Raw genomic sequence first — 14,548 nt, 5'->3', positions numbered from 1 at the left:
ACACCCCACATTATAGTTGGCATTCTTCTTTCCATCGCACTTTGGGGATGCGCTAGTTATTACCAACAAAACCTAGTACTTCAACAAAATATTACCAGTGGTAATTTTGAGAAAGCTGATAAAATATTAAGTTCTGACAAGAAAGGTGAAGAGGGAAAAAATAGGGTGCTTTATTTTATGAATAAAGGAACTGTAAACTTTATGATGAATAACCATGAAGTGAGCAATGCCTATTTTGAGAAAGCAGATTTATACATAGAAGATTTTAAAAGGAGTGCAGCAAACGAAGCCTTAGCACTAATATCAAATCCAATGGTGCGACCATATAAGCCTGAGGATTTTGAAGCTGTAATGATACATTATTACAAATCTTTAAACTACTTGTTCCTTAATCAGTACGATGAGGCCATAGTAGAAGCCAAGCGTGTTAATATTTTACTACACCAAATAAACGACAAATACTCAAAATCAAAAAACAAATATAGCGATGATGCATTTGCTCATAACCTGATGGGCATAATTTACGATGCTTCAGGGGATAAAAACAATGCTTTTATTGCCTACAGAAATGCACTTGAACTATACGAATCAAAATACACCGAACTTTTTAAGCTAGCAGCACCACAACAACTAAAAAAAGATATACTCAGAACAAGTTACGAATTAGGCTTTGGCGAGGAACACAGAAGCTATAAAGAAAAGTTTAACATGAGTTACGAACCAGACAGCACTGAAACAGGTGATTTGGTATTTTTATGGATGAACGGGTTTGGTCCAGTGAAAGACGAATGGAGTATTAATTTTACAAACACTGGATATAATAACGGATGGATCACCTTAGTCAATGAACAGGAAGGATTTAGCTTCCCTATATACATAGGAAATAAAAGCAAAGACCAGCAAAATGCCTTTAAAAACCTATCCTTCCTACGTGTTGCATTCCCTAAATACAAAGAACGCAAACCACTTCTTTTTCAGGCTACTTTAACCGTAGACAATAGCGTACACAAATTAGAATTAGCCGAAAACATTAATGCTATTGCATTCCGATCGCTAAAAGACAGAATGGCTAGGGAGATGGCATACGGTATTGCCAGACTAGCAACAAAAAAAGCAATGGAAAGCATCGCAAATAACCAAGATCAGAACATAGGTACTATAGTAAGCATTGTGAACGCAATGACAGAAAAGGCAGATACCCGCAACTGGCAATCGTTACCATACGCAATTCATTATAGTAGAGTCAAACTTCCTGAAGGAAATCATCAAGTAACACTTAATGCAAAAGGTAAAACAAATACTCAGGAGCAATTTAACTTTGAAATAAAAAATAACAAAACAACATTCTTTTGTTATCATGAGTTGAATAGCGAACCTGTACAATAATACTCACAGCAAATTGACTAGTAAAAAACACCCTAAATAATTAACAATCACAACGTACTATACATAAAAACAATTACTAGAAATAAATCGCTCTTAAACTTTAACTTTTAACACTTTTCTAACACTTTTAATTCCAAGCCAGAAGGCAAAAACCTGTTAAAAAACAAGAATCTTTATGAAACTGAGGCATTGAATAATCGTAATAAAAACTATTTTTGTGGCTGCTAAAAAAAAGGCAATATACCATATAGTTATAACAGCATATTAATGTGACTGAGTGGGCGAAGCTGTATCACGCCTCGAACAAATCATCAAAACTTGACAAATAAAACTAATTAATATGGATGAAGTATTACATCAAACACCATGCCATATTTAATAACATTAAATTAACAATCTCATAACACTACCATATTTAGCATATCGATTATGAAATTTTCATTCCTTATTATTGCATTATCATTTGCATTATCCATTAGTAACACATTTGCCCAATCTTCTAACATCGACCCTAGTAGTGTTAATGTAGATGAACTCTCCGATGACCAGATTAGAGAAATGGTTCAGGAAATTGAGGCTCGTGGACTCAGTGATGAAGATGCTATTGCCATTGCGCGCATGAAAGGGGCTACATCTACTCAGGTTAGTAAAATGATGATGCGAATTCAAAAAGTAAGGCGTGAAAACCTAAACTCGTCTAATCCCAGCAATAACACCAATGTAAGCACTGATCCTGAATCATCATTTTTCATTAACGAGAGCAAAACATCAGAAAAGCAAAACTTCGTTTCTTTCGAGGCACAGGAGACTTATGGCTATCAACTATTCAACACCAAGAATCTAACTTTTGAACCCTCAATTAACATACCTACTCCAAGCAATTACATTATTGGTATTGGTGATCAAATAGATATTACCATTTGGGGAGCTTCTCAAACTACCTATCAACTACCAATTGATATTAACGGACAAATCAACATTCCAGACCTCGGATTAATATCTGTTTACGGAAAAACATTTGATGTAGCATCCAAATTAATCAAACAACGTCTTCAAGGCATATACAGTGGCATGAAAGGGGCAAACCCCAATACGTTTTCTGAAATTAGCCTAGGTGCCTTAAGGTCTATAAAAGTGAATGTTATCGGTGAGGTAAACGTACCAGGCACCTATAGCTTGCCAGCTACTGCAACAGCATTTAATGCTTTATACTTATCAGGAGGGCCAAACAAGAATGGTTCTTTTCGAAACATCTCAATTATACGCAATGGAAAAAGCATAAAGACAATAGATGTTTATAATTTCTTATTAAATGGTGATTTAAGCGATAATATTAACCTAAAAGAAGATGACATCATATACGTCTCTAGCTTTATCAGTAAAGTTAGACTACAAGGTTCATTTAAAAACATAGGTCTTTTTGAAGCACTTCCTGAAACAACCCTAGAAGAGGTAATCAAAATAGCAGGAGGTTTTTCTGAAGAAGCTTTTCAGAAAAACTTGAAAGTGATTCGTAAAACTCAAACTGAACTAGAGGTAAAAACAGTCGCTTTTGATCAATTCAAAAACTTTAAGTTAAAAAATGGTGATGAAATTACCGCAGGTAACCTATTAAGCAGATATGAAAATAGAGTTCGTATCCAAGGCCATGTGTTCAGACCAGGCGAATATGAACTTAAGGATGGTATGACACTTTCTGGTTTGATAAAGGACGCAGAAGGTGTTAAAGAAGGTGTTTTTACCAATAGAGGTTTAATTACACGTTTAAAGGTAGATAATACTTATAGTAACATATCATTCAACCTTAAAGATGTTCTAGAGGGTCGATGGGACATCCCTTTACAACGAGAAGATATCATTATTATACAAAGTGAAATAGGTTTAAAAGAGAAAGAGTTCATCTCTGTAAATGGTTTAGTACAAAAAACTGGCAAACAACTCTTTGCGGATAATCTCACTTTAGGTGATGTAATTTTTAAAGCGGGTGGTTTTAAAGAGTCCGCAGATATCAATAGCATAGAGGTATCACGCATATTATCTATTGAAGAAGGACAAGAATATACCAACCAATTACGACACACATTCAGCTTTGATGTGGATAGAAACCTCAAACTCAATGATACAGATGAAAGGTTCATTTTAAAACCATTTGATATCGTAAGTGTGCGTAAAGCTCCCGGCTTTAGAAAAGGGGGTACAGTAACGATTATCGGCGAGGTTATGAATGGTGGAACATATAGCATAACCACTAGAGAGGAATCTATCTCGGCATTAATTAACAGAAGTGGTGGACTTACTCCCCTAGCCTACCCTGCTGGTGCTATACTCATAAGAGAAAAAAACCTCACAGAGGAAGAATTACTAATTCGTGAAGAACTTATCAAAAAAGATAGCACTTTGAATATTTCATTATCTAACATCAGGCAGGTTGGGATAAAGTTAGATGAGATATTAGCAAACCCTGGAGAAGCAAATGACCTCATTCTTTCTGATGGAGATAAAATAATAATCCCCACACAATTACAAACGGTTAAAACTACAGGGAATATTATGAACCCCATATCGCTGACCTACCAAAAAGGGAAACGTGCTAAATTCTTTATCAAACAAGCAGGAGGATATGGCAATAGACCTAGAAGAAGTAGTGTTTATGTAGTCCATGCCAATGGAATTTCTAGCACAACAAAAAACTACATCTTATTTAAGCGCTACCCAAAAGTAAAGCCAGGTTCTGAGATAATAGTACCACAGCGCCCTGAGTCCAATATGGGTGCCGCACAATGGGTAGCAATAGCATCTGCTGTAACAGGTTTGGCAATTAGTATAACCTCATTGGCAAATATTTTAAAGTAAACCTCTAGTTAAATATATTCAAGACAGTATAACATGGATAACAATATAGAAAAAGCACAAATAGAGGACGACGAAATAGATTTAATAGCAATTGCTAAAACCATTTGGGAAGGCAGGGAAATTATCATTAAGTCAACTATTATTTGTACTATAATAGGTTTATTTATAGCCATATTTTCGCCTAAGGAATACACCGCAACAACAACTTTCATACCTCAAGTAAGCGATGGAAAAAGCATGGGTGGATCTTTAGGGGGCTTGGCTGCCATGGCAGGAATTAATTTAGGTAGTATGGGTAGTAATGCAGACATTTCACCTAATCTGTACCCTCAAATAATAGCTAGTACCGATTTCTGTAAAGAAATCATGCAAATGGAATTAACCATAAGTGATATTGATCATCCTGTAACATTTTATGACTACTTCATTGAGGAGCAAAGCCCTTCTATTATAGGATCTATTAAGCAATATACCATTGGCTTACCTAGATTAATTATTAGTGGTATAAAATCCATAAGTAAAGACGAAGAAGATACAACAGAGGAAACAAACTACAATGACATCGCAGTGTTAACTGCAGAAGAATATGGTTTGCAACTAATGATCCCTGCAATAATTACAGCAACAGTAGATGATAAGGAAGGTGTGGTAACTTTATCTTCCGTAATGCACGAGGCACTAGCAGCAGCACAAGTAACTCACAAGGCACAAGAGCTATTACAGAAATATGTAACACTCTATAAGGTAGAAAAAGCTAAAAAAGAATGTCAATTCATTCGAGAGCGCTATAATGAACACAAAATTGACTTTGAAAAAGCCCAAAATATATTAGCCGAATACTCTGATCAAAATAAAAATATAACCTCTGCAAAGGCTAAATCGGAGTATGAAAGATTGTCATCTGCTTATCAATTGAAGTTTAATATTTATAATGAACTCGCCAAGCAATTCGAACAAGCGAAGTTAAAAGTAAGTGAGGATACACCAAGTTTTAGCATGATACAAGAAGTGGTTGTCCCGATGGAAAAGAGTGCACCTAGGAGAAGTCTAATACTAGTGATTTGGTGTTTCCTAGGCGGATTTATTGGCCTAAGTACTATTATTGGAAGGCAAGTATTGGCTAAAATAAAGGTAAGTTGGACGGCAAATGATGAAGTAAAAAGTTAATTATATATGAAAAAAATACTCTTAGTTTTCGGAACTAGACCAGAAGCCATTAAAATGGCTCCAGTTGTCAAAGCCTTTAAAAAAGACACCACAAACTTCCAAACCAAAGTATGCGTAACAGGACAGCATAGAGAAATGCTTGACCAAGTGTTGAGTTTCTTTAGTATTAAACCTGATTATGATCTTGATTTAATGAAACCAAATCAAAATTTATACTCGCTAACAGGTGACATTATTAATGGTTTGAAACCTATACTAGAAGAATATAAACCTAATACAGTACTAGTTCATGGTGATACCACAACATCTACAGCAGCGGCTTTAGCGGCCTTTTATTCAGGTGCTAAAGTGGGCCATGTTGAAGCAGGCTTAAGAACCTTTAATAAATTATCTCCTTTCCCTGAGGAAATGAACCGTCAGATTACAGGGCGACTGGCAGACTATAACTTTGCACCCACATCCAAATCTGAAGAAAACTTATTAACAGAAAATATTCTAACAGAAAGTATCACTGTTACAGGAAATACAGTAATTGATGCCCTTCTTGAAAGTGTAAGTATTGTCAATAGTATAAGTGACAATGGGGATATAAACAAGCTCAAAGAAATTATTGAACCAAATAAAAAGCTTATTGTAGTCACAGGTCATAGAAGAGAAAACCATGGTCAAGGTTTCTTGAATATTTGTGCGGCTTTAAATGAATTGGCTACAAGAGAAGATGTACAAGTAATATACCCAGTCCACCTAAACCCTAATGTACAAAAACCAGTATATGAAACATTAGGTAACAACACAAATATTCATCTTATTGCACCTCTACCATACGAAGCATTTATATGGTTGATGGATAAGTCCTATATTATTGTTACAGATAGTGGTGGTGTACAAGAAGAGGCACCAAGTCTAGGTAAGCCAGTATTGGTGATGCGAGATACAACAGAACGACCAGAGGCAGTAGAAGCAGGAACAGTAATCCTAGTGGGAACCAATAAAAACCGTATCCTTAATGAGGCCAACCATTTATTAGATGATGAAGAACGCTACAATAAAATGAGCACATTACACAATCCCTATGGTGATGGTAAAGCCTCACAGAGAATCGTTGAATTCCTAAAAAAATAATACCATATTCGATTGCCTCAATGTCACTACATTATATAGTGCTTTTACAAATTAAACTTACTAACAAATGAACAAAGATATAAGTGTATCAACCATTGGCCTTGGGTACATAGGCCTGCCAACAAGTGCATTAGTAGCCTCTAATGGCATTAACGTAAAAGGAATGGATATTAACGCTAAAGTAGTAGATACCATTAACCAAGGTAAAATACATATTGTTGAACCTGAACTAGAAACTTATGTCGCACAAGCTGTAAAAGATAAGTTTTTATCAGCATCAACAAAAGTCCAAGAAGCAGATGTGTACCTCGTAGTTGTACCAACCCCTTTTAAAGGTAACCATGAGCCAGATGTTTCTTACGTTGAAGCAGCCACTAAGAATATAATACCTCTCTTAAAGGATGGAGATTTATATATTATTGAATCTACATCTCCAGTTGGAACTACCGAGGCTATGGAGCAATTCATCTTTTCAGAAAGACCAGAGTTAAAAGGTAAGATTCATATTGCCTACTGCCCAGAAAGAGTGTTACCAGGTAATGTAATGTACGAATTGGTAGAGAATGATAGGGTAATAGGTGGTATTGATGCTGAAAGTACACAAAGAGCTATTGATTTTTACTCCCTATTTGTAAAGGGTAAATTACATGCAACAAATGCACGAACAGCAGAAATGTGCAAACTAACAGAAAACTCAAGCAGAGACTCACAAATTGCTTTTGCCAACGAACTATCAATTATTTGTGATAAAGCAAATATTAATGTTTGGGAACTAATAGAATTAGCTAATAAGCACCCACGTGTAAATATATTACAACCAGGCTGTGGTGTCGGGGGCCATTGCATTGCAGTTGATCCATACTTTATTGTATCTGACTATCCTCGTGAAGCGCAGATGATTAATAAGGCACGAGAAATTAACAATTACAAATCCTTTTGGGTAGCTGAAAAAATACAAACGGCTAAATTAGAGTTTGAATTAAAACATGGTCGTAAACCTTCTGTGGCAATTATGGGATTAGCTTTTAAGCCCAATATTGACGATTTAAGAGAATCCCCAGCAAAGTATATTGCCCAAAAAGTTTTACAAAACTCTAATAACGAAGAAATCTATTTTGTAGAACCAAACATTAAAGAACATAATGTTTTTAAACTAACAAATTACAAAGTAGCGATTGAAAAAGCAGATATTATAGCCTTTTTGGTTGCGCATGATGAGTTTAAAACTTTAATTGTAAATGATAAGATCATATTAGATTTCTGCGGTGTTCAAGGTGAGTAAGTTCATTGATAAATATATTACTAGCCAAAAGTTTTTTCTTTTAATGAGCATTGGGCTTCCTGGATTATCTAAACTAATACTGGCAATACTCATTAAACATACCCAAGGGTTAATTTCACTTGGGGAATATGCAAATGATATGAATATTGCATTAATTTTTTCAGCTGTTACGGGAGTTGGTTTCTCAGCTCTTATTATGAATAGGGCGCCTTTGTTATCTGAAGAAACTAAGAAAAAAGAATTATTGGCTAGAATATTAATCTTATCAATTTTAGTTTCTATAATTTCTATTCCTATATTGATTCTATTAAGTTACTATAATTTAATTACAAATTGGGAGTATGTCCTTTTATTTATATTAGGGTATTCCTTGTATCAGATTTATAGACGATACTTACTCGCATTTAAAAAATATAAAAAAGTTGTATTATATGAGACAATATCTATCTTCTCTCTTATTATACTATTTATGTTTTTTAGCACTGTCAATTCATTATATATTCATAGTCTATCACTTATTACCTTATATGGAACTTTAAATCTACTAAGTTCTAGAATTTCTACTATTTCCCTTTTTGTCAAAAGGGAAATAATATCAGGTCTAGGTTTTGGTTTCTCAAATATTTCAAGCACTTTCTTGTCTCTCATATCAATTCCCTTAGCTCTTCAACTACTAGGTCCCTTATATGCAGGTTTATTAGGCATTATCAATCCAATAATACAGTTTATCATCCTTATTCCTCGAAGCCTAAGTACGTATTACTTACCTGACATCGTTAAGTTTAGAAATGACATCAAACAACTTATAATTTATAAAAAATTTAGTAATACTAATTTACTCTTTTTAATTACATCTACGATATTAATAGGTCTTATCTGGACATTATATAATCTAGTATTTCCTAATTCTGAATTAATATTAGCTAACAGTAGTATTGTTCTCGTATTAATTACTTTAAATGTTTTTTCATCACAAATTAGTTTACCAGGGTTTACTTTTTTATCAGCTTGGGATAAATCAGGGCTTAGTTTTCTTATAAACTTAATCTCGCTCTTATACTTTGTATGCTTTTTACCATTAATATTGAAATTTAGCAATGAGTTTAATAGTTTCATTGCAATTTATGTCCTATTAATAACAGGTAATGCACTAAGATATTACTATATAAAACATAAAGTTTATAGTAATATAATAAGAATTAATGTACAACATGGGAACAGTATTTAGTACAAAGCAAGAATCACAATTAGCATTCTTTATTATAGCAGCAACATTTATACTAACCTTTTTATCTGATGGTTTATCAAAATATGCATTTGTTCAAAGTGGAGGCTTTTATCGATTTAGTTTAATAACACGTGCGTTGCTAGAAATGATATTCATAGGGTTTATTATTCTATTTTTCAATAAATATAGGGCAACTTTAATTCTAGGAATTATAGTTTTATTTATAATATTTACAGCAAGTCAATTTTTTCTATCCCTCAACTTTCAACAAATTGATTGGGTAACTAACTTTATTTTTTGGAATAGATTTATTTTCCCTTTATTTATTGGGGCGGTATTCTTTTCACTAAAAAATGACTCCTTTTTTATTACTAGATTATGGGCAACAGTACGATTAATATTACTAATCAATAATACTTTAATAATCTTTGGTGTTTCTCGCCAAATAAACTTTTTAAAGACTTACCCTGATTCACTTTGGAAATTTGGATACGACGGTCTAATATTTGCACAAAATGAGGCGTCATACCTTTATATAATAGCATTATTAATCTTGTATTACGATGCTGTTTTTTTAAAAACACGTCGTTTACTTTTTACGTATACACTTGTTAGTAGCTTCTTTATAGGTACAAAAGCGGTATATATATTTCATGCTTCATTACTTCTATTTCATATAATTTATTTCATTTCATTTAAAAAGATTTTCCTTATTTTGGGGATAATATTTAGCACTACTTATTATTTTCTAACAGATAATTTACTTGTAAAACTTCAGTCTATATGGAGTGTTTTTCTTAACAATTATAAAAATGAAGGTCTATTAAGCGCCTTACTTTCTGGTAGAGATAATTTTATTCACAATCGAGTTATACCATTATTTTTTGAATTTTGGCAATGGCCAAATTATTTTATTGGAGGGCATGATTTAATTAATTTTTATACCGAAATGGGATTTATAGATCTATTTTTAATGTTTGGCATTATTGGTTCAATAATATATCTTTCGCTATACTCATTTTTTGTTTTTCCATATTTTACGAGAAATACTTATTTAATATTTTCAGCGACAATAACATTTATCATAGTATTTACTTCAGGACACTTCTTCGAAAGTCCGTTAAATGCAGCTTATGCGGCATTGTTTACTTTATATATGAGAAACGTTAATACTAAAGAACTTAAAAATGCAAAATAGAATCTTAATTATAGGTCCCATATCTGATACTTTAGGTGGAACAGGTGTTGCTGGTGTTGCCAGGCACATAGAAGGTTTAGCTCAAAATTTACAAACTGAAGGACAAAAAATTACTATATGGTATCACAAACAAAATAAAAGTTTACACACTGATGAAGGTATTAAAATTATAGGTGACACATATTTACAAAAGGGAATAAAAATCATTAAGGGTATTGTATATCTTTTATACAAACAGAATAATTTTATTAAAGAGTATCCAATTGCACGAAAGTTAACTATTGCATACCAATATATTGCTTTACAAAAAGTACTAAAAAAAAATGATTTTACCATAATACATATTCATTCACTGAATAGCTATATAGGCAACACTTTACAATTATTAAAAAGAGAAGGATTTAAACTACCAAAAATAATATACACAGATCACGGATTCTGGCAGAATCCACACCTTAGAAACTGTAAAAACAATGTTTATTATAAAAACATCAAATATAATACTGAAAGTGCTGATGCGGTAATATATATATCAGAATATGCTAAACAACAGTTAGTCGAGTATTGCTTTTGGAACAAGAGATTCAAGAAGATACCCAATCCTGTTTTAACCAAAAACCCGAAAAATGGAGAAGAGTATAATACCCCGCAAAATATAAAAACATTTTTAGATGATAATCCTAATAAAAAGATGATCTTTTTCAATGGTTACACAGAGTCTATAGAAAGAAAGAAACTTGATATTCTGCTAACTGCTATTGAAAGTAATTCAGACTTGCAAAAAAACGTTATACTTATTGCCATATGCAATAATAAAGGGACTAACTACATAAAGAAAAACCATTGGTCCTTTCCAATTCTTGCATTAGAAAAACAGCCTTTCAATGTCATTAGGGCTATATATAACGAATGCTATTGCTTAGTAAACCCAAGCCTTAGCGAAAGTTTTGGTTTAGTATACATTGAGGCCCTACAACATGGAAAGCCTATTATTGGTTTTAAAAGGGTTATAAATGAATTTAAAACTAATTTTGGGATGGATATCGGTTATGGTTTTACACATTCAGGAGATGTACAAAAGGATAAAGAGAAACTTGCTAGTTTAATTGTCAAACTACTAAGTAATAATTACAGTTCCCAATCTATAATATCAAAAGCCAGAAACTTAAGCTGGGACAGGCAAATCTTTAATTTTTTAGAATTGTACAAATCATAAATTATGACAAGCAATATATATGTTTTTTTTAAAGAGTCATTTAAGAGCTTCATAAGGTCAAAATTATTCATATACCCATATTTAAAAGAGCTTGAAACTGTGGCAGAAATGAGCACTGAAGAAATTAAGCATTATGAAGACCAAAAATTCATTAAAATTTTTAGGACAGCATATCGACATTCACAGTTCTATCGGCAATTATATTTAAAAAATGGTATACAAGAAGATGATATTAATGGATTAGACGACATAAATAAACTACCTATTATTAGCAAAAAAGACATTCAGAGGAATTCCGCAGAAACAATAACTACAGGCCGTTTAGGCTTAATTTCTACTAAAACTAGTGGTACAACAGGAGCACCTCTAAAATTACTATTCTCACTTAAGTTTATCCTTCGTGATTATGCTTATATACATTTATATAGAAAAAGAATTGGTTGCCTAAATAGTAAAATTGTTTCAATCAGAGGTAATCTTGGTCGTAATATTCTTAAGCAATATGTATTTACCAACAAAACTCTATACTTATCAAGTTATAATATTAAATCAGACACTTGTATCATTTATTACAAGCTAATAAAGAAGTTTAGTCCAAAGGTTATTGAAGGTTACCCAAGTTCTCTATATAACTTAGCTCTATTTCTAAAAGAAAAACAGTTATATCTATCTATTCCTATAGCTTTTACATCTTCAGAAACACTATTCCCATATCAAAGAGATCTAATTGAGAGAATATTTGGTACAAAAATATATGATATTTATGGTAATACTGAACGAACTATATCGTTACGACAAAACCTACAAAGTAATCAATACTTTGCTCCTGCTGGTTACTCTCATTTTGAGATATGTGAATTTGGCTTATTAACAACGAATCTAAATAATAAAACTTTTCCACTTATTAGGTATATAGTAGAAGACAAGGTAATACCTGCTACTAGCAATGAAACTTATGATAGCTTTTATCCAAGATCTCCTAGAATGCCAAATATCGAAAGAATAGAGGGGCGTTGTGAAGATGTAATAATTGGAATAGATGGAACTAAATACGGAAGACTTAATTTCTTAATAAAAGGGCATGAAAAAATTAAAGTTGCTCAAATAATTCAAAAACAAATTGGAGACATACTTATTCATGTTGTTCCAGATACTGATTATTCAAAAGAAGATGAGCGTTCAATACTTGATAGTGTTGCAGAAAGAATTGGCATCGATAATATTAATTGCCGTATAATTCAAATAACAGAATCTGAAATAATCTATTCTAAAAATAATAAATTTCGCTTTGTTGTATCTTTAATCGATGATAAATAATGAAAACTAAAAATGCAGTTGTAATTTTAGGACTCCAATCACAAGGTTTATTTTTAGCCAAGGCAATACAGCCATTTGTATCCAATATTATCGGTATAAGCAATGTTAGGGCAATTGGCTGCTACTCTAAACATATTAATTCAACAATAGTTAATTCAGATATAGAGCTCAAGGCAAAACTTGAACGTATCTATGAACGGTATGGGAGAATTAAACTTTTTGTAACTAGTGGAACATTTCTAGATTTTATAATTAATAACTCATCTAATACTCTCGATTTGTTTGATGTACAGATCGATGATTTCTCTAAAATCATGTATTTCTCAAATAAATGGGAAACTTATAAACTGTGTGATGTATTAGGCATAAAGTACCCAAAACTTGTTGATCTGAATGCACTAAAAAATAACACATTTGGAAATATAATTGCCAAATGGAGTAGAGAGGATTCAATATTTAACAAAAGGTCGTTTAAAACTTGTCAATTTAAGAAAAGTGATAATATCAACTCATTCCTTGATGCCAATAGCCAATACATTGAAAATGGATCGATCATTATTCAAGAATTATTAGATAAAAAAATATTTAATTCTGTATCTTATTTAGGCTCATATAAAGACGGTGAAGAACAAGGTGGCATTGGAGTAAAACAACTTCGACAATATCCTATAGGTATAACTAGTGCCATAAAGTCATTAGATGCTGAATCTGAAAATCTAATAAAAGAAATAGCATCTAAATTAATGAGAAAAACAAGATACTCAGGATTTGCAGAAGTTGAATTTTTAACGGATGATACTTTTAATCAAATATATTTAATTGAAGTCAACCCAAGGTTATGCGGTTGGAGTTCAGCACTACAATATAAATACACTAATATTGGTTCATTTATTCTTGGTAAAGAAAGTATTTTAAACAAAGAACAAACTAGTTTTAAAAATCCTCTTATATGGGTCAATATTACACGTGATATTATTGCTTTATTTAAGGAGCTAATAAAAAATAAGTCAATCTTTACTTTCTTATATGGTCTTAAAACTACAATTAACGCTGGAGTATACGACGGCATATATGATGATGAAAAGTTATTACTTTTAAAATATTACATGAATATACGTTAACTATACTTACTATAAAATGAATTTAGTTAAAATCAAATGTTTTGTCCGTGAAGAAGGGATTAGAAAACTTTTCAAATTACTTTTTAAAAAGTTACAAAAAATTACGATCTCAACTAACACTACTATCTTTATAAGACTTAAAAACACCACTTACCTTCAGAAAAACATAACAAATCTTACAGCAAAAACTTATAACATTGATAATCTACCTAAAATTGATTTCAAAAATGGTCGAATAGATACCAGAAAAGTAACGGAGATGTTAGCTAATGGGGGTAAATTATTTTGTTTTTACAATACTTCAAATCAACTAATAGGATATGGCATAATTAGATACAATTATGTAAAGATAGAACGTGATTTAAACTTAAATATAAATAATAATTACGTGTGGATTGGCCCAATTTACGTTTATAAAAAATATAGAGGTAATGGATATAGTAGTAAAATAATTAATATAATATTAAATGAAATAGCAATAAAAGGTCACACTGATTATTATTTAACTTGCATCAATATTGCAAATATAGCTTCAGTAAGGTCTTTTATTCGATGTGGATTTTCTATGTTTGGATACCTGATACACAAAACAACATTTAATAAAAAAGAGATTGTTTATATTTCAAATAATGGAATTCAATTAGATATTAGTTAGAAA

General features: G+C 32.0%; 11 protein-coding genes. All 11 read left to right on the top strand.

The window, feature by feature from the left end; all coding sequences use genetic code 11:
- The coding region (locus tag A8B35_RS02270; RefSeq protein ID WP_317041842.1) for a COG3014 family protein at positions 1-1,386 on the top strand (1,386 nt) is incomplete at its 5' end.
- 429 nt (positions 1,387-1,815) lie between these two features.
- Positions 1,816-4,239, top strand: coding sequence for a polysaccharide biosynthesis/export family protein (locus A8B35_RS02265; protein WP_068471680.1), 2,424 nt, complete (start codon positions 1,816-1,818; stop codon positions 4,237-4,239).
- Between the two features lie 33 nt (positions 4,240-4,272).
- Positions 4,273-5,406, top strand: a complete 1,134-nt coding sequence (locus A8B35_RS02260; RefSeq protein WP_068471679.1) for a Wzz/FepE/Etk N-terminal domain-containing protein — start codon at positions 4,273-4,275, stop codon at positions 5,404-5,406.
- Positions 5,407-5,412: 6 nt separating this feature from the next.
- Positions 5,413-6,528 (top strand): non-hydrolyzing UDP-N-acetylglucosamine 2-epimerase, encoded by a 1,116-nt coding sequence (wecB, locus tag A8B35_RS02255; protein ID WP_068471678.1) that lies wholly within the window; start codon positions 5,413-5,415, stop codon positions 6,526-6,528.
- A gap of 67 nt (positions 6,529-6,595) precedes the next feature.
- Positions 6,596-7,810: a UDP-N-acetyl-D-mannosamine dehydrogenase gene (wecC, locus tag A8B35_RS02250; protein ID WP_068471677.1), complete on the top strand. Its 1,215-nt coding sequence runs from the start codon at positions 6,596-6,598 to the stop codon at positions 7,808-7,810.
- Complete coding sequence (locus A8B35_RS02245) at positions 7,803-9,038, top strand: hypothetical protein (RefSeq protein ID WP_139314785.1); 1,236 nt, start codon at positions 7,803-7,805, stop codon at positions 9,036-9,038. Before wecC ends, A8B35_RS02245 begins: the two co-directional genes overlap by 8 nt.
- Positions 9,022-10,236 carry a hypothetical protein gene (locus A8B35_RS02240; protein ID WP_068471675.1) on the top strand — a complete coding sequence of 405 codons (1,215 nt, stop codon included), beginning with the start codon at positions 9,022-9,024 and terminating at the stop codon, positions 10,234-10,236. The genes A8B35_RS02245 and A8B35_RS02240 overlap by 17 nt, the downstream gene beginning before the upstream one ends.
- The gene (locus A8B35_RS02235; RefSeq protein WP_068471674.1) at positions 10,226-11,452 is read left to right on the top strand and encodes a glycosyltransferase family 4 protein; all 1,227 of its coding nucleotides are present in this window, start codon (positions 10,226-10,228) and stop codon (positions 11,450-11,452) included. Before A8B35_RS02240 ends, A8B35_RS02235 begins: the two co-directional genes overlap by 11 nt.
- Before the next feature lie 3 nt (positions 11,453-11,455).
- Positions 11,456-12,769 (top strand): phenylacetate--CoA ligase family protein, encoded by a 1,314-nt coding sequence (locus A8B35_RS02230; protein ID WP_068471673.1) that lies wholly within the window; start codon positions 11,456-11,458, stop codon positions 12,767-12,769.
- On the top strand, positions 12,769-13,890 hold the full coding sequence (locus tag A8B35_RS02225) for an ATP-binding protein (protein WP_068471672.1): 1,122 nt from the start codon (positions 12,769-12,771) through the stop codon (positions 13,888-13,890). The genes A8B35_RS02230 and A8B35_RS02225 overlap by 1 nt, the downstream gene beginning before the upstream one ends.
- Before the next feature lie 16 nt (positions 13,891-13,906).
- The gene (locus A8B35_RS02220; protein WP_068471671.1) at positions 13,907-14,545 is read left to right on the top strand and encodes a GNAT family N-acetyltransferase; all 639 of its coding nucleotides are present in this window, start codon (positions 13,907-13,909) and stop codon (positions 14,543-14,545) included.
- The last annotated feature ends 3 nt before the right edge of the window (positions 14,546-14,548 follow it).

Origin of the sequence: Saccharicrinis aurantiacus, assembly GCF_001660705.2 — a bacterium.
GTDB lineage: Bacteria > Bacteroidota > Bacteroidia > Bacteroidales > Marinilabiliaceae > Saccharicrinis > Saccharicrinis aurantiacus.
Note: the sequence above shows the minus strand (reverse complement) of the source record. Positions and strands in the feature narration are given on the sequence as shown.